This is a genomic window from Novosphingobium sp. BL-A-41-Hi4B-X5A (assembly GCF_055521705.1).
In genome coordinates, this window is sequence record NZ_JBVFVT010000002.1 from 408,693 (window position 1) to 428,278 (window position 19,586).

A 19,586-nucleotide genomic window follows, 5' to 3' on the forward strand; every position below is an offset into this window, starting at 1 on the left:
AACCCCCGCCCCGGCAATTCAGGAGTGAAACCATGGCGGATCAAGTGGCAACAGATGCCCGCACCGCTCCCGTCGCGGTCTGGCAGATTCTCGAAAAGCTCAAAGGGCAGGACCTGACCGATTGGCGCACCGCGCCGGTCCCTGGCCGCGCCTCGGTGCAGGAACGCAACCTCGACATCGGCTTCCCGCTTGGCTGGTATCCGATCGACCTTTCGGCGAACCTTGCCGTGGGCGAGGTCAAGCCGCTGCGCTACTTCTCGCAGGATCTGGCGATGTGGCGCGGCGAGGACGGCAAGGTCCGCGTGCTCGACGCCTACTGCAAGCACCTCGGCGCACACATGGGCCACGGCGGCAAGGTTCACGGCAACCTGCTCGAATGCCCGTTCCACGCCTGGCGCTATGACGGCGAGGAAGGGATCGTCAAGGAGATCCCCTACTCGAAGTCGATCCCGCCGCAGGTCAAGCGCAAGTGCACTCGCACCTGGCATGTGACCGAAGCGAACCGCTGGATCTGGGTGTGGTATCACCCCGAGGACGCAGCTCCGCTGTTTGACGTCGTCCACCTGCCCGAGGCGACGGACCCTGAGTGGACCGATTACGACATCTACGAATGGAACGTCTACGGCTCGATCCAGAACATGGCCGAGAACGGCGTCGACGTTGCCCACTTCAAGTACATCCACGGCACCGCCAACGTGCCCTTGGGCGATCTGCGCTGGGGCGAATGGGGCCGCGGGGCTGACGTCAAGGCCAAGATGGGCACGCCGTGGGGCGAGGTCGACGGCCAGATCAGCTATGACACGATGGGCCCCGGCCAGAGTTGGACGCGCTTCACCGGCATTTCCGAAACCCTGCTCGTCGCCTGCATCACCCCGGTCGAGCTCGATCACGTCCACGTCCGCTTCTGCTTCACCCAGCCCAAGGCCCAGGCCGAGGGCGAGCGGGCCGGCGTTGCCAAGGCGATCATCCGCGACATCTGCAAGCAGTTCGATCAGGACAAGGTCATCTGGGATCGCCAGAAGTTCGAACCCAACGCCCTGATCTGCGAGGGCGACGGCCCCATCGCGCAGTTCCGCAAGTACTATTCGCGGTACTACGTGAAGTGATGAAAGCCACCAGACGGGAAGCCCTTGCCGGCGGGATCGCGCTTGCTGCGACCGCCAGCCTGCCGGGACATGCACAAGCGATGAGCGACGTACTCGATACCCACGACAGCCTCGGGCTTGCCGATCTGGTCAGGAAGCGCAAGGTCTCGGCCACCGAACTGCTCGAAGCAGCCATCGGCCGGGCCGAGGCCTTGAACCCGCGTTTCAACTTCATGGCGCAGAAGCACTATGACTACGCCCGCAAGGCCATCGCCACGGGCCTGCCGCAAGGACCGTTCAGCGGCGTGCCGTGGCTGCTGAAAGACCTCAACACCTACATCGCCGGCGAAGTCACCGAAAACGGCAGCCGCCTCTACAAAGGCCAGCGCGCCAGCGTGACCTCGGAACTGGTACGCCGCATCGAGCGCGCCGGGTTCGTCATCTTCGGCAAGACCACCACCCCCGAATTCGGCCTCACCGGCACGACCGAGAGCGTGCTGATGGGCCCGACGCGCAATCCGTGGAACCGGGAGCGCATCGCGGGCGGCTCGTCCGGCGGCGCGGCGGCGGCGGTTGCGGCAGGCGTGATCCCTGCGGCTCACGCCACCGACGGCGGCGGCTCGATCCGCATTCCCGCCTCTGCCTGCGGCCTGTTCGGCCTCAAGCCCTCGCGCGGGCGCGTGCCGATGGGCCCTGCCCGCACCGAAGGCTGGGGCGGCATGTCGGTCCACCACGCGGTCAGCCGCACCGTGCGCGATTCCGCCGCGATCCTTGATGCGACGCACGGAGTGGAAGCGGGTTCGCGCTACAGCGCGCCGACGCCGGAGCGGCCATTCCTGCAGGAAGTCGGGCGCGATCCCAGCAAGCTGCGCGTCGCGCTGATGCTCAGCCCCTATTCGGGCGCGCCGGTCGATCCCGAGGTTCTCGAAGCCACCCGCGCCGCCGCGAAACTGCTCGAAAGTCTCGGCCACCACGTCGAGGAAGCAGCGCCCAGGATCGACATGGCCGCAATCGGCGCCAGCAGCTTCGCGCTGATGGCCTCCTCGGTCGCCGCCGATTGCATCGACCGCGCCAAGGCTCTGGGCATTGAACTCGGCCCCGACGTGCTCGAGCGGACCACGCTTGGTTTCGTGGCCATGGGCAAGAGCTACACCGGTATGGACTTCGCGCGCGGCAACAACGCCTACCAGGCTGCCGCCGTCACCATCGCGCAGTTCATGGAACGCTATGACGTGATCCTCTCACCCACCCTTTCCGCGCCGCCGCTGCCGCTGGGCCACATCGGCCTCGATACCGGGCGCTCGATGATGGACTGGGGCCGCGAGGTCGGCACCTTCACCGCGTTCACCGGCATCTACAACGGCACCGGGCAGCCCTCGATGTCGCTTCCCCTCGCCATGTCCAAGGACGGGTTACCCATCGGGATAATGGTCACCGGCCGCTACGGCGAGGAGGGCCTCCTGTTTAGGCTGGCCGGGCAAGTTGAGAAGGCTGCACCGTGGGGCGCGCGTCGGCCGAAGGTCTAGCTCGTCGCTTTATATCCGGCGACAGCAAATGGATCCCGGCCTACGCCGGGATGACCGCAGCGAGGTGATCCCTTCACGCGCACCCCGTCACCCCGGCGCTGTTCCGCGATCCACCCCGCGCAGATCTTCCACCGTTGCAATCGGGCCGATGGCGGCGTTGTACTTCACGGTCTGCAGGACAAGCTCGGTTTCGGCCTCGCGGATGCCGTCCAAGGCGAGAACCTGATTGGTGACGGCGGCGGCATCATCGAGGCTGGGCAGGACGCAGATGGCGATCAGGCGCAGCGCGGCGTTGGCGTCATAGAGTGCGCGGACCTGGGGCAGGGCGAGCAGGCCTTCGCGCACGGCATCGAGCTTGCCGCTGGCGCACTTGACCGTGACGAACATCATGTGCTGCCCGGCATTGGTAGCATCCAGCCCTCGCGCGATATCGACGATGGGGACGAGCTTGAGCAGTCCTGCGCTCTGCAGCCGCTTGACCCGGCCGCGCACAGTGCCTTCCGTGACCCCCAAGTCCACAGCGATCTTCCGGAAAGAAAGGCGCGCGTCTTCGGCCAGAGCTTCGGCGATCTGGCGGTCGAGATCGTCGGTCTGGGGGAAAGAGTCGATCATGCCGCGAGCGGCCCTACGGCTGTGTTGTAGCGGTAGACGGTGTTGAGCAGTTCGACGTCGACATCCTCGACGCCCGCGATGCCGGCGGAGACATCGCGTGCCGCCTCGATCATCTCGCGCGCGGCATGGAAAGCGTAGAGGCAGCTCACCGGATAGCGGCCCGAAGTGATGTGCACGGAAAGGACGTGTTCTCGCAGCGCCAGTTCCTGCGCGACATCGAGCGGTGCCCGCCCGCTGACCTGCAAGCGGATGCGGGCGAGCAGGCGATAACCGTGGACGCGGAAATCAGCGAGGGCAACGACCCGCATCAGGCCGGCGGCATCCATCGCGCGGATGCGATTGGCGACGAGATTGCCGGTCAGGCCCAGTTCCTCGCCGATCACGGTCGATTGCGCGCGGCCATCGCGTTGCAGCACTTCGATGATGCGCAGGTCGATCTCATCGAGCGTTGCACCCTTGGTGCGGCGTGTCGGCTTTTCTTCAGACAAGGTGTTCCCCCGGTTTGCGTAAGGCAGCCTAGAGTGCGCTACGCAACGGGGCAAGGGCGAGCGGGAGGGGCGTAGCGATCAGCCGCGCGGTTCCCGTGGCAGGCCCAGCCCGCGCTCGGCGATCAGGTTGCGCTGGATCTGGTTGGTGCCGCCATAGATCGTGTCGGCACGGCTGAACAGGAACAGGTTGGGCAGAACGTCCCATTCGTAAGCGTCGTCTGCGGCAACCTCGCCCGCCTGCCCCAGCACGTCCATCGCCAGTTCACCAAGGCGGCGTCGCCAAGAGGCCCATTGAATCTTGTAGGTCAGCGCCGCGCCGTCGATGCTGGAATGATCGCTGTTCGAAAGCATTCGCAACGCGCCGTAGCGCATCAGGCGCAAGCCGATTTCGGCACTCGCGATGCGCTGTCGGATGACGGGATCGCGGTCCTTGCCCGTGACTTTGGCTTCCGCGATGATCTCGTCCAGTTCGTTGCGGAAGCCCATCTGCTGCCCAAGCGTGGAGACGCCGCGTTCGAAGGCCAGCAGGCCCATCGCGATCTTCCAACCATCGCCGGGTGCGCCGATCAGACTGTCGGCCGGGCAGCGCGCTTCGGTGAAGAAAGTCTCGTTGAATTCGGCATCGCCGTTGATCTGACGGATCGGGCGAACCTCGATGCCGGGCTGGTCCAGCGGCATCATCAGGAAGGTCAGGCCCTTTGGCCCCTGCGATCCTTCTTGCGTGCGGGTGACGACGAAGATCCAGTCGGAGATATGGGCAAGGCTGGTCCAGATCTTCTGTCCGTCAACGATCCACTCGCCGCCCTCCAGTCTGCCCTTGGTGCGCACGCTGCCAAGGTCCGACCCGGCATTGGGTTCGGAGAAGCCTTGGCAGAAGATCGTCTTGCCAGCGGCGATGTCCGGCAGGAAGCGGCGCTTCTGCTCGTCTGTTCCGAAGGTGAGAATGGTGGGGCCAGCAAGCTCAACGCCGATGTGATTGATACGGCCGGGGACGCCGGCACGGGCATATTCCTCGGCAAAGATCACCTGCTGCGCCAGCGAAGCATCGCGCCCGCCCCATTGCGTCGGCCAACCGATGCAGCCCCAGCGGTGTTCCCCCAGCTGCTGCTCCCACTCGCGCCGCCGTTCTGGCATGGCGGTAAGCTGGGTGATGCCTTTGATGTCGCGGAACTCGCCCGCCATCTGGCTCTGCAGCCAGTCGGCACATTCGGCGCGGAATTCTTCGTCGGCGGCGGAAAATCCAAGCTTCATGGGGCGCCCCTCAGCCCGGCATGTACAGCTGGGCAGCCTTGCCACCATCGACGGGCAGCGCGGTGCCGGTGATATAGCTGGCTGCACTCGACAGCATGAAGACGATCGCTTCGGCCAGTTCATCTGGCTCGCCACCGCGCTGCATCGGAATGGCGCGGGTGGTGGCGGCGGCAAATTCGGGAGCGCGGCTTTCGTAGTCCTGGGTCGCGGCGGTCTGTACCTGTCCCGGCACAATGGCGTTGATGCGGATGCCGAGAGGGGCGCCTTCCATTGCAGCAGCGGCGGTGAAGTGGACCAGCGCGGCCTTCGAGGCCGAATAGCTTGCCATGTTGGCCAGCGCCTTGATCCCGCAGGTGGATGCGATGTTGACGATGGATCCGCGTTGGCGGCCTTCCAGCTCTTGCTTGGCCATGACCGCCATCGCGGCCTTGGTGCCGACAAACACAGCATCGGCATTGACTGCAAAGTCCTTGCGCCAATGTTCCAGCGTCAACTTTGAAATCGGGGCGTAGTGCACCGACATGGCGTTGTTGACGAGCATGTCGAGCCGGCCATGGCGCGCGGCCACATCCTCGATCAGCGCCGTGAAGGCGGCATCGTCGGAAACGTCGAGCCTGACAGCTTCGACTTTGCCAACTGCGGCGATCTCGGCACGGGCCGCTTCAAGCTTGTCCTCTCGGCGTGCGCAGATCACCACGGTCGCACCGCGCAACGCGAGAAGCTTTGCGGTGGCAAGCCCTATGCCGTCGCTTCCGCCGGTGACCACGGCAACCTTGCCGGTCATGTCATGAGCCATTGGTTTGCTTCTCCCGATTCCATGATCTCAACGCAAATGCACCTGACACTGTGTTCGTGTCAATCTAATGCGTAAAAAATACTTCTATGAAATTCGAATATGTGCATTGCGCACTGTCGCTACCAAGCTTTTGCGGTATTTTGGCATACCTTGACCTTGCACAGGAGGTTCCGCAATCGGCCACGCATCCCTATTCGCTAGAATATTCGTTGGAAACCAATAGCTTCGTGCGTAAAATGTCGCCTTGGTGCCTCAAATCTTAAAGGTGACTGATGGTCCTGAAGCGGAAGACCCGAAGCGCCGAGGTGGTTGCGTCGACTGGCTATACCGCCGCCGATAAGCGGTTGTTAATCGCGTTTGAACTAGCCGTCGTGATCAATGTCATGGCCTGTATCTTGATCCTGCCAGCCATTGTTATCGAGAACGCCGCGCATAGGGCCGAAAGATCTGCGCCATATAATCGCGATTGATCAATGACGCGGCTGTTCTCGCTCAGCTGAACCATGCGCCACCGTTGACATTGATCGTGCTGCCGGTGGCAAAGCTGGCATCCTCGCTGGCGAGATAGGCCACGGCGCCGGCGACTTCCTCCGGGCGCGCGAGGCGCTTCATCACGCTGTCCGCGGCCACCGCGGCCTTCACCTCTTCGGGCAGCGGCGCGTAGATCGGGGTCTCGGTTGCGCCGGGGTTGACCGCGTTCACGCGGATGCCTCGCGGGGCGAGTTCGCGAGCCATTGCGCGGGTCATACCAAGGACGGCGGCTTTGGCGGTGACGTAGGGCACCGGGCCATTGCCGGCGAGCGCAGCGGTGGAGCCGATGTTGATAATCGAACCGCCAGCGCCTTGCGACACCATGATGCGCACTGCGGCACGGCTGCAGCGGAAAACGCCGTCGAGCGTGACCGAGAGGACGCGGCTCCAGCCTTCGTCAGCGCAGTGGATGGTCTGGTCGGCAAAGGCGCTGTCATCGCCGTCCGCGCGGGCGGCTTGCCCGGCATAGAATTCGGCCATGCCATCGCCCGGTGCGCTGCCGATGCCAGCGTTGTTGACGAGGATGTCGATCCCGCCCAGCGCCTGGGCGACCTGAGCGAAGGCAGCATCGACCGAGGCAGTGTCGGAGACGTCGCACGCCACGCCGATATGTGGTGCAGGCAGCACTTCGCCAGCCTTCTGTGCCGTAAGGTCCAGCACGGCGACCGTTGCGCCTTCTTCTGCCAGGCGGCGGGCAATAGCCGCGCCGATGCCTTGCGCTCCGCCGGTAACGACCGCGCGCTTTCCTTCCAGTCTGTTCATGGTGTCCTCGCTCAGTCCGCGCGTGGGTAGTCGGTATAGCCGCGGGCGTCATCGCCGTGGCCCGTGTAGAAAGTGGCACGGTCACCCTTGGCCAGCGGGGCGCCAGTGCGGAAGCGCTCCACCAGATCGGGGTTGGCGATCCAGGCGTAGCCGAACGAGACGGCCTCGGCCTTGCCTTCGCCGATCACCGCGTTGGCCTTTTCGAGCGTCAGGCCGCAGTTCTCGATCACCGGGCCGGACCAGTTGGCGCGGACGAGTTCGAGTGAGTCGAACCCGGCGTTGGGGATGTGGATGAGGTGGCAGTACGCCAGCCCCAATGCGTCCACGGCTTTCAGGAGCGTGGCGTAAGTCTCGCCGGGATCGGCATCGGCCATGCCGTTGAAGGTGACGCCGGGGCAAATGCGGAAACCGACGCGACCGGGGCCAATAGCGGCAGCGAGTGCCGACAGCGTTTCCGCCACGAAGCGGACGCGGTTCTCGGCGCTGCCTCCGTAGGCGTCGCTGCGCTGGTTGGAATTTGACGAGAGGAACTGCATCGGCAGGTACCCCGAGGCGCAGTGCAGTTCGACGGCGTCGATACCGGCGGCGCGGGCATTGCGGGCAGCGGCTACGTATTCAGCGATAACACCGGGAATTTCGTGCGCTGCCAAGGCGCGGGGCATCTCGGTGGCAACGGGGACGCCATCGGGGCCGGGGATCGGATCGGGGCAGGGGATTGCGCTGGGGGCGACGGTTTCGGCGTCTGCGTCCTTGTTGGCGCGCACGGCGGCGCGGCCAACGTGCATCAGCTGCATCACGATCAAGCCGCCTTCTGAGTGAACCGCATCGGCCACCTTGCGCCAGCCTGCGACCTGCTCGGGCGAATGAATGCCCGGCGTGCGCCAGTAGCCCTTGCCATGCGGAGAAGGCTGGGTGCCTTCCGTCACGATCAAGCCAGCAGAGGCGCGCTGGCGGTAGTATTCGACCATGAGGTCGGTAGGCTCGTCATGCGGTCCGGCGCGGTCTCGCGTCATCGGCGCCATGACCACGCGGTTGCGCAATTCCAGATCGCCGATGCGCACTGGCGAGAATACGTCGGTCATTCCGCTCAGCTCCGCACGCGAGGCTTGGGCAACGGCGCGCCGCGGCGCATCGTCTCGATGAACTTCTCGAGCGGGGCGGCGGGTTCGACCGGACCATCGTGCGGCTGGCCGTTGCGCGCCCAGTAGGTCTTCCAGCTGGGGAACAGGTCGTGGAAGCTGCCGTGATAGGGCGGTACGCCCGGCCAGCGCATCTTGCGATCGCCGATGGGTGGCTGGTTCAGGTCGCTAGCGTACCAATAGAGCGGCAGGCGGCGGCGGAAGTACCAGCGGCCATCGATGCGTTCGTACTGGTCGAAATACATCATCTGCATGATGACCCATTCCGGTCCGCACTCGTGCTCGTTCTTGGAATAGACGACGCCCTGCGCGTGGTCGGGATCGTCGAAGTCGATGATGTGGCCGCCGATGTGATGGCTGGTGCCGTCGAATTGCATCGAGTGGGTCTCATCGAACCAGTCGCGCAGGGCCTTGCGGCCGGATTTGCCGCCGCCGACGCGAACGTCTTCGGGGAAGAGGTTCACCCAGGCATCGCCATCGCGCATGTCCAACGCGAGCGAATACTTGGCGGGCAACTGGCGGATCGCGTCGAGCGATTCCAGCCGGTCGATGCGGGCGAGGAGAGAAGCGTCTGTCATGCGCTGGCGCGTCCTGTTGTGCGCCCCTCGATCGGGGCCTCGTCAAACTTGTACTTGATGATGTCGACCACGATCGCCGGGGTCAGCGTGCGGATGCCGCGCACGGTGGAGAGCTTGTCGAGCAGGAAATCGGACAGGCTGTCGAAATCACGCAGGGCAACGAGCATGTCGATGTCGTAGCGGCCGGTGACCATGTGCGCGGCGAAGACTTCGGGCAGGGCACCGAGTTCGGCGGCGACTTCGGAAGCGGGGCGGCCGTCCACCTCCACCGAGATGCGCAGCAGGACGTTGAAGCCGTGGGCCGAGAAGTCCGACACGGCTACGACACGCAACTGGTTGGCGTCCTCCATCCGGCGGATGCGGGTGGAAACAGTGGTTGCGGTAAGGCCCAGGCGCTCGGCGATCTGCTGGTTGTTGGCGCGGCCATTGCTGCGCAACTCACGGATGATCGCCTGATCTGTCGCGTCAAAGCTGAACACGCGGGCGGCAAGGTTGCTCGCGCTGCGGGCGGGAGGACGTGCCATCAGGCCGCTTCGCAAATCGCGCGCACCGCTGCGCGCGCGCCGTGCATCGCGCCTTCGATGTAGCCGACGCCGGTGGCATCGCCGATGGCATGGACTTCGAACCCGGCAGCGCGCAGCGCATCCGCCAGTGTCAGATCCCCATACGCCCCCTTTGCGACGACAACGTTGCCGGCGGGAACAGTTTGTGGCTGGCCTGCAGCGTCAGTGAAGGTCACGCTGTCCTTGCCGATCTCGATTCCGGTGGCACCGGCGTGAAGACCGACGCCGTGTTCGGCGAGTTCGGCCATCAGGCGCATGCGGCGCACTAGGGTGAGGCCTTTGCCCATGCGCGGCGCTTCCTCGATCACGTTTACGGTGCGGCCGCGCTCGCTCAGGAATTCGGCGAGTTCGAGGCCGACCAGTTCGCCGCCGATGATCGTGACGGTATGGGCCAGCGGCATCCAGGCATGGGTGGCCTTGCGCACCAGTGCGAGGTTGGCAGTCGCGCCGGTGGCCGCGCCGACCTTGGTGGCAAGGCGCGTGAACAGGCCGGTCTTGCGCTTCAGATCGTCGGAGCTTTCACCCAGCATCATGCGGCGCATGTCGTCGCCCGAGTAGACGTGGTCCTGATCGTTGCCGGGGATCGAAGGCATGTCGCGTATCGCGCCGGTGGCGACGATCACGCTCTGCACGCCGAGCTCGCGCAGCAGTTCGGGGGTTGCGACAGTCGACAGGCGGACGTCGATACCGGCCTCCTTTACTTCGCGGCGCAGCCATTCCAGCAGGCGCTCGTTCGGTTCATAGGCAAGGCTGGCAAAGCGCAAGGTTCCGCCCAGGCGGTCCGACTTTTCGATCAGCGTGACCTTGTGACCCAGTGCTGAAAGGCGGCGGGCCGATTCCATACCGCCCGGTCCGCCGCCGATAACCGCGACGTGGCGGCCATTGTCGCTGGCGGCAGGCGCTTCGCCTTCAAACTCGTGGGCAAGATTGGCATTGACCGCGCAGCGCGTGGGCTGGCCCATGTAGATCGCCGAGACGCAAGTGTAGCAATAGACGCAAGGGCGCACCTTTTCGGTCTCGCCTGCGGTCAGCTTGCGCGGCAGGTGCGGGTCGGCCAGCAGCTTGCGGCCCATGGCGACGAAGTCGGTCTCGCCTTTGGCGATGGCGTTTTCGGCACTGTCGACCTCGATACGACCCGAGCCGATCACCGGAATCGACACGGCCTTGCGGATTTCGGCCGTGGCGGGAAGGTTCCAGTTTTCGAGATGCGGGATGTTGGACTGCGAATGCAGCTTGCCGACCGAGGTATCATGATACGAGGTAATGGTGATGGCATCGACGCCAGCGGCTTCGACCAGCCGGGCATTTTCCTTGGCCATTTCCAGCGTGATGCCGCCGGGCTTGCCCACTTCCTGCGAATCGAGCTTGATCCATAGCGGAAAGTCGCGGCCGACTTCGGCACGGATCGCGGCGATGACCTCCAGCGTGAGGCGCAGGCGGTTCTCCACGCTGCCGCCGTACTGGTCGGTACGGGTATTGGTGTAGGGCGAGGTGAACGAGGACAGGAGGTAGCCATGCCCGCCGTGGATCTCGACCCCGTCAAAACCGGCTTCCTTGGCGCGGCGCGCGCCTTGGGCAAATTGCTGCACGGCAAGGTCGATGTCGGCCTGTTCGAGCACCTTGAGCTCGGGCATCTTCATACCGGCCAGCGCTTGGAGTTCCTCCATCAGGAAGTAGTCGATGAAGCTGCCCTTGGGCGCGGGCGGCACGGCCGGGCCCCACAACTTGTGGCCCCAGCGGTTGAAGCTGTAGCCGGCAACGAAGCCGCCGTGGTGGAGCTGGGTGGCGATCTTCGCGCCTTGGGCATGGACCCGGTCGGTCAGCGCCTTGAGGCCGGGAATGAAGCGATCGTCCGAAATAGCGGTCTGCTGCATGGCCACGGCGCCGACCGGCCAGGCAACCCCCGCCACGCCGCAGATGATCAGGCCCGCCCCGCCGCGCGCCTGCTCCTCATGATAGGCGATCAGCTGTTCGCCAACAGTGCCGTCGTCTTCCGAAAGGCTTACGCCCATCGCGGTGACGGCAATGCGGTTCTTCGTCTCCATCGTGCCAATGCGGCCGGGCGAAAGCAGGTGGGGGTAGAGGTTGGATGACACGTGGCACTTCCTCGTCCGTTGGCATCAGCGCGTCGAGCGATCACGCGGCCAAATTGTCGATTATTGCGTAATCCATGGATCATACGGCTACGATAATCAAGGTGCGAGACGTGAAAAACAAGCGCGTTGCGCAATCACGATGACGGGGGCCACCGAGTAATGCCTGTTTGGTGCGAATTATCTGGCGGATTCGTAGAAAGTTCCGCCACAGGTTACGCATGGTGTTGACAATGCACGCGCCCTAGCGGCATCTGCGTTGCCTGATAGCAAGGGCTTCCGCCAAGGAATCCGGGACAGGATCGAGATGGGCATGGATTGGCAGAGCGAAGTCGACGTGGTCGTCGTCGGATCGGGCGCGGGCGGGATGCTGGCTGCGCTGGTGGCGGCAAAGAACCGCGCCGAAGTGCTGGTGGTCGAGAAGGACAAGCTCTGGGGCGGCACCAGCGCGACTTCGGGCGGCGGCATCTGGATTCCCGGCAGCGATCAGGCCAAGGCCTTGGGCTTCGATGACAATCTCGACGATGCGTTCAAGTACGTCCGCGCGCTTTCGGCCGACAACGTGCCCGACGAGAATATCCGCGCCTATGTCGAGAACGCCGCGCCGATGCTGCGCTGGGTGACTGCGAACACCGGCGTCACCTACACCTCGCAACCCTACCCCGATTATCACGCCGAGAATCCCGGCGGATCGGTGACCGGCTACCGCACCCACTTGCCCGAGATGTTCGACGGCACGCTGCTGGGTGAGGACCTCAAGACGCAGCGGCTGCCATCGCCGGCCGCGAGCCTGTTCGGCTACCTCAACTGGACTTTCGCCGAGACCTACCAGCTGCTCTATCGCGGGCCGGGCTGGCTCACCGGCCTTGCGAAGAACATGGCCAAGTACTGGTTCGATTGGCCGCTGCGCTTCACCTCGCGCAAGGACCGGCGGCTGACGCTGGGCAATGCGCTGACCGGGGGCTTGCGCGTCGCGCTCAACGAAGCGGGCGTGCCGGTGTGGCTGAAGACGCCGATGCGCGAATTGCTCACCGAGAACGGCAAGGTTGTCGGCATCGTGGTGGAGAAGGACGGCAAGCCCTTTGCCATCCGCGCGCGCAAGGGCGTGGTGCTGGCCGCGGGCGGGTTCGACAAGAACCAGCAGATGCGCGATGCGAACTCGCCGCTCTACAGCAAGGCCTGGGCCTCGGGAGGGGTGACCAGCAACACCGGCGATGCGGTCCGTGCGGGGCAGGCCGTGGGCGCGGGCACGATGAACATGCATTCGGCCTGGGCCGCGCCGGTGTTTCATGTGCCGGGCGAGGATCGCGGGCGGCTGTGCACGATCGAGCGCGCGCTGCCGGGGTGCATCATGGTCAACCAGAAGGGCCAGCGCTATCTGAACGAGGCGGCGTCGTACCACATCGTCGGGCAGCAGATGGCGCGGCGGCAGCGCGAGTTCGGGGACGCCTCCCCCAGCTGGATGGTGTTCGACCACAAGTATCGCCACCAGTTCCCGATGGGCCCGTTGCTGCCGCTGGTGCCCGACTGGCTGCAATCTGGCGCGGTCAAGTCGATCCTCAAGAAGGGGCGCACCATCGGCGAACTGGCCAAGGCCATGGGCATCGATCCCGCGGCTCTGGAGCTTCAGGTAACGCGCTTTAACACTGGCGCGGCCAAGGGCGAGGACCCCGAATTCCATCGCGGCGAGGCGGCCTATGACAAGATGTATGGCGACTATCGCCACCAGCCCAACCCCTGCCTGCGCCCGCTGACCGAGGGGCCGTTCTACGCCATGCCGATCTATCCGGGGGATATTGGCACAAACGGCGGCCTGCGCACCAATGCCAAGGCGCAAGTGGTCGACGATGCCGGGCAGCCGATCGCCGGACTCTATGCCGTGGGCAACAATGCCGCCTCGGCGATGGGTGAAAGCTATCCGGGCGCGGGCGTGACCATCGGGCCGGCGATGACCTTCGGTTATGTCGCCGCGCGTGACCTTACCGGGGCCAATGACTGACTCGGGAAAGATTGTCCGCATCGGCGGGGCAAGCGGGGCGCTGAACGACAGCGCGATCGCGGTGCCGGGACTGCTAAAGGTCGAGGGGCTGAACTACCTCGCCTTTGACTACCTCGGCGAAGGGGCGATGGGCATCTTCCGGCGGATGAAGCAGGCCGATCCGCGCTCAGGCTTCCTGCCGGACTTCGTCGACATCCACATCGGGCCTTACCTCGAGGTACTGAAGGCGCGGGGCATCCGCGTCACCGCCAATGCCGGGGGCATGAATCCGGAAGGTCTGGCCGAGTTGATCCGCCAGCGCGGGCGCGAGCTGGGGCTGACCTTGCGGGTTGCTACCGTGACCGGCGACGATGTCGAGCATCTCGTACCTGAGCTGCGCGCCGAGGGTTTGCGCGACATGTACAGCGGCGCAGCCCTGCCCGAAGGCGACATCGGCATGCACGCCTATATCGGGGCGTTCGGCATTGCCCGCGCGCTTGATGCCGGGGCGGACGTGGTGATCACCGGGCGCGTGGTCGATTCCGCGCTGATCCTCGGGCCGCTGATCCACGAATTCGGCTGGGGGCCGGACGATCTTGACCTGCTGGCGGCGGGGACCGTGGCCGGGCACTTGCTCGAATGCGGGGCGCAGGCGACGGGCGGCACGTTTACCGACTGGCAGGACGTTGAAGGCTGGGCCAACATCGGTTTCCCGGTGGGCGAATGCCATGCCGATGGCAGCGTGGTGATGACCAAGCCCGCTGGCACCGGCGGTCTGGTTTCGGTCGGCACGATTGCCGAGCAGCTGCTTTACGAGGTCGGCGATCCGCGCGCCTACATTGTGCCCGATGTGGTGTGCGATTTCACCGGGATCACGCTGAAGCAGGTCGGCCCGGACCGGGTTCTGGTGCGCGGAGCAAAGGGCTACTCTCCACCTGCAACGCTCAAGCTGTGCGGGACTTACGACGATGGCTGGCGCTCGGTTGCGCTGATTCCGGTCAGCGGGATCGATGCGGTGTCCAAGGCGCGGCGGACGGCGGAAGCCTTGCTCGAACGCGTTTCGGCCATGCTGGAAGAGCGCGGTTGGGGGCCGTGGCGGCAGACGCATGTCGAGGTGATCGGCACCGAGACCGCGTGGGGGCCGCGTGCCAAGGCTCTCGATCCGCGCGAGGTCCTGCTCAAGATCGTGGTTGATCATGCCAACCCGGCGGCTTGCATGTTGTTCGGGCGCGAGCAGACCACGGCGATCATGAACATGGCCGTGGGCACGTCCATCGCGCCGATCATCGCTGCGCCGAGGGCCTTTCCGCTGACGGGCATGTTTTTCGGCCTGATCGACCGGGCGCGGGTGACGCAAGCGGTGACGTTCGATGGCGCGGCGCTGGACTTTGCCGATCCGGTGGCGCCAGGCGATCCGGCGGTGCTGCCGCAGATCGAGGGGCATGTGCCTGTGGCAGAGGGCGACTTCGTCGAAGTTCCGCTGATCCGGCTGGCCTGGGCGCGCAGTGGCGACAAGGGGCGGCTGTTCAACGTGGCCGTGATCGCACGGCGTGCGGAATACCTGCCGTGGATCCGCGCGAGCCTGACCGTCGATTCAGTGACCAACTGGTATCGCCACTTGTTCGACGATCCTGCCAATGCCCGGATGGAGGCTTTCGAGGTGCCTGGCGTCCATGGGATCAACTTTCTGGCCCACGATGCGCAGGGCGGAGGAATCAACCTCTCGCCGCGCTTCGATGCGGCCGCAAAGAGCATGGCGCAGCACCTGCTGGAGATGCCGGTCCAGCTGCCGCGCTCGCTACTCGACAAAGGATAGACCGATGGCTGATGACCTGCCCTACCTTGCGCGCGGTGCGAAGCCGGTGGCGACCGACAGCACCATGCTGGTCAGCAATTCGCCCTACCTGAACGAGCCGCGCCTGCGGGATTGGCTCGCAACGGCGTACCTGCGCAAGAGCGGCAAGGATTCCCCCACCACGCTCGATGCACACAAGCTCTACGGCATTCTTGCCGACATTTTCGATGTGCCGCGCATCGAGGAACTGTTCACGGCGGAGCGCAAGCGCTGGCCCGAGCTGGACGCATGGTTTACCGAAGGCTTCTCGTCGAACTTCACCGTCGATGAACTGCTTGAGCACCCGGTGGGCTCACTCGGCCACACCTTCGGCCGCTACTTGCGCGACAACGGCTTCGAGATCGACATCGTGCCGCGCTTTGTGCCCCGCAACCAGTTCGAATACTTCTCGCTGCGCAGCGGGCAGACGCATGATCTGGAACACATCGTCTGCGGCGGCGGGTTCGACATCATCGGCGAGCTGGTGCCTTATTTCGCCCGGCTATCCAACCTTCCGCGCTTCCTTGATCCGGAACTGGTCGGCCTGATAAACGCCGGCCAATTGCTCGGCGCGCTCAGGCTCGTCTCGCGCACCGGGCTGCACTATCAGGCGGCATTCCCGACCGCGCTCAAGGCCGTGCGCTGCGGCCTGGATGTGGGCGAGCAATCCGGACCTTATTGGATGGCGAAGTATGAGGACGTATTTCACCTCCCGATCGCCGAGGCACGCGAGGCGCTGGGCATCGTAGGGGCAGTAGACCTCGATAGCCGCGAGGCATCGCTGCTCTGGCCGGAATACAACTGACGGCTTGGAACAACCAAGGGGCCGGAGCTTTCGCCCCGGCCCCTCTCCCTGTTGCACTTTGATCAAAGGTCCACGGATCAGAAGTTGACGCCAAGCTCCACGCCATAAGTGCGGCCGCGCTCGTATGTGCCGGTGAATAGCAGCACCGGCGCGCCGAAGCTGATGAAGCGCTTGTTGAAGATGTTGTCGCCGAACACCGAGAGCGAAACGCGCGCCCCGCCCAGCGGCACGTCGGCCACACCGAGGCGTCCGTTCACCAGCCAGAACGCGGGCTGCTTGTTTCTGTCTTCCAGCACTTCCTGCCCCGCAAGATTGCGCAAGGGCGTGGAGGTGAGGAAGTAAGTGCTGCGGTAGCGGCCTTCGATCAGGGCAGTTATGTGCCCGCCATTGGCCGTGAAGTCCGCCGAGTTCCAGCTTGCCGCTGCCCGTCCGGTCCAGTTCGAGAAGTAGGTGGGCCGGGCGAAGGCGGCAACATCCTGTCCGTTGAGGATGAAAGTATCATAATCGAAATCGGTGTAGGACACGCTGCCCGATAGGGTCAGCCCCGCTACCGGCACGACATCGAGCTCGGCCTCGAAGCCCTTTATCTGGGCCTTGCCCGCGTTGTCGAAGAACTGACGCCCGTTGATGAAGTTCTGGGTCTGCAGGTCGTTGTAATTGTTGTAGTATCCGGCGATGTTGAGGCGGACCTTGTTGTCGAGGAACTGGGTCTTGGCGCCAACTTCATAGCTGGTCATGTTCTCGGGCCGATAGGGAATGCCCGAAAGAATGCCGCCCGAAACATACCCCGTGGCGATCTTGGCGAAGATCATGGTCTGTTCGTTGGGCCGCCAGGTGGCGATGCCGGTATAGGTCAGCTTCTTGTAGGTCTGCTTGTAGGTGCCGACGCCGAGCGAGCCACCCTGTGCCCCGGAAATGGCCGAGATCTGCAACTCGCGGTCGTCGATCGTGCCGCGCAAGCCGCCGGTCAGCTCAAACTGGTCGGATAGTTTCCAGGTAAGCTGGGCATAGCCCGCCATGGAATCGTTCACGCCGACCGTGCGGGTCAACCCGCTGCCGAAGATGGCATCAAGCGGGCTTGGCACGATCGTCGCCGAAGGCGTGGGCGAGAGGATGCCGAGCACTTCGGTACCGGGCGAGCGTTCGTTGAAGTAGAACAGGCCGGCGGTAAGCTGGTAGTTGTCGCCCGACAGCTGGAACTGCAGTTCCTGGCTGAACTGCTCCTGATTGGTGGCGCGGGCCGAAAGCAGCGGGAAGAAGTAGTCATTCGGGCCGGGCGCATTGGCCGGGTTGAACAGGATCGCCTGGATCTGCTGCGGGGTAAGTCCCGGCGTGAGAAACGCGCCCAGTTGCTGGAAGGTGAAGCGCATGCCACCTGCCGAACCAAGGTCGAAGATCACCGGGTCCTGCCGGAACTTGCGATAGGCGCTGATCGACTTGACGGTGAAGTTGTCGCTGGCCTCAAGCGACAGGGTCAGACTGTGGCCCTGCGTGACGATGTGCTCCTCGCTGGTCGCAGCGGCGACCGAGGAAAGCGGCCCGTTCAGCCCTTCGTTGGTGGTGCCCCCGAAGAACGGCTGCAGCGCGACGATCGGCCCGAGCAACTGGCCCGAGGCATCGGGAATGACGCCGAGGCTTTGCATCGCGCGGCCCGAGGCGCGGGTGTCGGTATAATCGAAGCGGTAGTCGGCGGTCAGCGCGCCGAACTCGCCGCGGATGGCAACCTGTCCGCCATCGACGTTGCGGTGCCCAAGCTTTCTCACGAAGCGCTGCGTGCCGAATTCGGGTGCGCGCAGGGCGATGTTGAGGCCCTTGCCCGCCATGGTGTTGGTCACGTCGCCGTCGATCTGGTCATGCAGATAGGACAGGCGGATCGAGAACGGGCCGATCTGCGGCAGATCGAGAGAGATCTTGCCCCGGAACGCATCGTAATTGCCATAGGAACCGGTGGCGCGGACGCCCCATTCCCCCTTGGGTGCGGCGGTCGTGATGCTGATGGCGCCCGATGTGGCATTGCGGCCGAATAGTGTGCCCTGCGGCCCGCGCAGCACTTCGACGCGCTGGATGTCGGAAAAGTCGAGCAGCGAGCCGACCGCACGACCGATGTAGACGCCATCGACATACATGCCGACCTTGGGGTCCACCGAGTTGGACGAGGTGCCCGAGGCGACGCCGCGAATGATGATCGTGGGGTTGGACTGCTGCCCTTGCGCATTGAACTGGAGGCTGGGCGCGAGGCCTGCGAGGTTGCGCACACTGGTCACGCGCAGGGCTTCGAGCTGTTCGGTACCGATTGCCGTGACCGCCACGGGGACCTTCTGCAGGCTTTCCTCGCGGCGCTGGGCGGTGACGATGATTTCCTGGACCGAGGCGGATTGGCCGGTGGATTCGCCTGAGGCCTGTGGCTCTTCGGCTGCGCCTTCGGCGGCTTGGGCGATGGGGGCAAGCGTCAGTGTGCCTGCCGCGAGGATCGACCCGAGCAGGTACCTGCTGCGGATATGCCGTGCATTCATCGTTTCTCTCCCTCCGTTGTTGTCATTCTTTTGATTTCGCCCGGCGTGTGGCGCCGATGCGCAAGGGGCGGCGAGGCGCAATGCGCTCGCCACCCCTGAGCCTTCAGATCGGTGGTCCTTTGGTGATGGCGTCTGTCCTCATTCGGCGGCTTCCATCATCGGCACGCCGTAGTTGGGGTCGTCCTCGTTGCAGAGACGGTTGGTGTCGTCCCAGCGGCTGTCGATAACCGGCGTGATGTTCAGTTCGCGCCGGATGTCCTCGATCTGGACGTCGGCATATTCGCGCCAATCGACCAGCATCAGCGGGTACTTCCAGTTGCGCCCCTGCTGCGCGCCGATGAACTCCGCTTCGAGATTCACGACCATCGCTTCGGGATAGAACAGGGCGTCCTTCATCGTCGTCTTGGCCTTGAGGTAATAGGCGATGCGGCTGAAGAAGTTGCTGAGCTCGGGATGGAAATAGAGCGATTTGGCGTGCATGTTGGCTGATAGCAGCGCGATCTCGCCGCCATGGTTGGGGCCGAAGCCGGTGATCATGTGCTCGATATCGTGCGAAAGCGCGGTCTGGCGCAGGTAGTAGGTGAAATCATTCACCACCTGAATTTCTTGGAAGAACAGATCGAGTTGGTAGCCCGAATTCGCCATGAAATCATGGATCGCCGCGCCCAGCGTTCCGGGGGCACAGTCCTTGGTCTCGGCAAGAGTAAAGTTGGACAGGCTCTTGCGGTCGAGCCAGCGCTTGAACAGCGGCAGGCGTGCCTTCTCCATTTCGAACAGTTCGATGATCCGGGGCATGTCCTCGAGATCGTGGAGGATCTGCGCCACTTCAGGGATGTAGGCGGTGTTGGGCAGGTCAGGCCCGTTCCGCCGCAGCATCTCCTGCGCGATCAGCGCGCGCAGGCCCGAATGGTTCAGGTACTTGGAAGAGCTGACGAGGACCGAGCTCTGCGTCTCGATCTTCTGGATCCGGCCATTGAAGTAGGCCCGGTCGGCATCGCCGATCTTTGCTTCGCTCATGTCGGCATCCTTTCC

The 19,586-nt window shown here is 64.5% G+C and carries 16 protein-coding genes; 5 read left to right on the forward strand and 11 right to left on the reverse strand.

The features are described from left to right. Nucleotides 1-32: 32 nt before the first annotated feature. Both ACZ1JY_RS17600 and ACZ1JY_RS17605 read left to right on the forward strand, forming a co-directional pair. On the forward strand, nt 33-1,106 hold the full coding sequence (locus tag ACZ1JY_RS17600; protein WP_465131527.1) for a Rieske 2Fe-2S domain-containing protein: 1,074 nt from the start codon (nt 33-35) through the stop codon (nt 1,104-1,106). Next, a complete protein-coding gene (locus tag ACZ1JY_RS17605; protein ID WP_465131528.1) occupies nt 1,106-2,611 on the forward strand; it encodes an amidase in 1,506 nt (501 codons plus the stop codon). Before ACZ1JY_RS17600 ends, ACZ1JY_RS17605 begins: the two co-directional genes overlap by 1 nt. Nucleotides 2,612-2,698: 87 nt before the next feature. Here the strand turns inward: ACZ1JY_RS17605 and ACZ1JY_RS17610 are convergent, their stop codons facing one another. From ACZ1JY_RS17610 to ACZ1JY_RS17650, 9 genes are all read right to left on the reverse strand, one after another. Next, nucleotides 2,699-3,223, reverse strand: coding sequence for an Lrp/AsnC family transcriptional regulator (locus ACZ1JY_RS17610; protein ID WP_118075302.1), 525 nt, complete (start codon nt 3,221-3,223; stop codon nt 2,699-2,701). Then, the gene (locus tag ACZ1JY_RS17615) at nt 3,220-3,711 is read right to left on the reverse strand and encodes an Lrp/AsnC family transcriptional regulator (protein WP_118075303.1); all 492 of its coding nucleotides are present in this window, start codon (nt 3,709-3,711) and stop codon (nt 3,220-3,222) included. Before ACZ1JY_RS17615 ends, ACZ1JY_RS17610 begins: the two co-directional genes overlap by 4 nt. 78 nt (nt 3,712-3,789) lie before the next feature. Then, a complete protein-coding gene (locus tag ACZ1JY_RS17620) occupies nt 3,790-4,962 on the reverse strand; it encodes an acyl-CoA dehydrogenase family protein (protein WP_465131529.1) in 1,173 nt (390 codons plus the stop codon). A 10-nt stretch (nt 4,963-4,972) separates the two neighbouring features. After that, nucleotides 4,973-5,758, reverse strand: a complete 786-nt coding sequence (locus tag ACZ1JY_RS17625) for an SDR family NAD(P)-dependent oxidoreductase (RefSeq protein ID WP_118075305.1) — start codon at nt 5,756-5,758, stop codon at nt 4,973-4,975. 492 nt (nt 5,759-6,250) lie between these two features. Next, on the reverse strand, nt 6,251-7,051 hold the full coding sequence (locus ACZ1JY_RS17630) for an SDR family NAD(P)-dependent oxidoreductase (protein WP_465131530.1): 801 nt from the start codon (nt 7,049-7,051) through the stop codon (nt 6,251-6,253). Between the two features lie 11 nt (nt 7,052-7,062). Then, entirely contained in the window at nt 7,063-8,133 is a 1,071-nt protein-coding gene (locus ACZ1JY_RS17635) for an alkene reductase (protein WP_465131531.1), read from the reverse strand. Between the two features lie 5 nt (nt 8,134-8,138). Further along, entirely contained in the window at nt 8,139-8,768 is a 630-nt protein-coding gene (locus ACZ1JY_RS17640) for a nuclear transport factor 2 family protein (protein ID WP_118075309.1), read from the reverse strand. Then, complete coding sequence (locus ACZ1JY_RS17645; RefSeq protein WP_465131532.1) at nt 8,765-9,292, reverse strand: Lrp/AsnC family transcriptional regulator; 528 nt, start codon at nt 9,290-9,292, stop codon at nt 8,765-8,767. The genes ACZ1JY_RS17640 and ACZ1JY_RS17645 overlap by 4 nt, the downstream gene beginning before the upstream one ends. Further along, the gene (locus tag ACZ1JY_RS17650) at nt 9,292-11,427 is read right to left on the reverse strand and encodes an oxidoreductase (protein ID WP_465131533.1); all 2,136 of its coding nucleotides are present in this window, start codon (nt 11,425-11,427) and stop codon (nt 9,292-9,294) included. Before ACZ1JY_RS17650 ends, ACZ1JY_RS17645 begins: the two co-directional genes overlap by 1 nt. Nucleotides 11,428-11,683: 256 nt before the next feature. Here ACZ1JY_RS17650 and ACZ1JY_RS17655 point away from each other — a divergent pair, with 256 nt between their 5' ends. Genes ACZ1JY_RS17655 through ACZ1JY_RS17665 form a run of 3 tightly spaced genes read left to right on the forward strand, consistent with a single transcriptional unit; the run spans nt 11,684 to nt 16,041 of the window. Beyond that, nucleotides 11,684-13,423, forward strand: a complete 1,740-nt coding sequence (locus ACZ1JY_RS17655; RefSeq protein ID WP_465131534.1) for an FAD-dependent oxidoreductase — start codon at nt 11,684-11,686, stop codon at nt 13,421-13,423. After that, nucleotides 13,416-15,218, forward strand: a complete 1,803-nt coding sequence (locus ACZ1JY_RS17660; RefSeq protein WP_465131535.1) for an acyclic terpene utilization AtuA family protein — start codon at nt 13,416-13,418, stop codon at nt 15,216-15,218. The genes ACZ1JY_RS17655 and ACZ1JY_RS17660 overlap by 8 nt, the downstream gene beginning before the upstream one ends. 4 nt (nt 15,219-15,222) lie before the next feature. Further along, nucleotides 15,223-16,041 carry a Coq4 family protein gene (locus ACZ1JY_RS17665; protein WP_465131536.1) on the forward strand — a complete coding sequence of 273 codons (819 nt, stop codon included), beginning with the start codon at nt 15,223-15,225 and terminating at the stop codon, nt 16,039-16,041. 77 nt (nt 16,042-16,118) lie between these two features. Here the strand turns inward: ACZ1JY_RS17665 and ACZ1JY_RS17670 are convergent, their stop codons facing one another. Then, the gene (locus ACZ1JY_RS17670) at nt 16,119-18,554 is read right to left on the reverse strand and encodes a TonB-dependent receptor (RefSeq protein WP_465131537.1); all 2,436 of its coding nucleotides are present in this window, start codon (nt 18,552-18,554) and stop codon (nt 16,119-16,121) included. 138 nt (nt 18,555-18,692) lie between these two features. Then, nucleotides 18,693-19,571 carry a Coq4 family protein gene (locus ACZ1JY_RS17675; RefSeq protein WP_118075314.1) on the reverse strand — a complete coding sequence of 293 codons (879 nt, stop codon included), beginning with the start codon at nt 19,569-19,571 and terminating at the stop codon, nt 18,693-18,695. Nucleotides 19,572-19,586 lie beyond the last annotated feature (15 nt).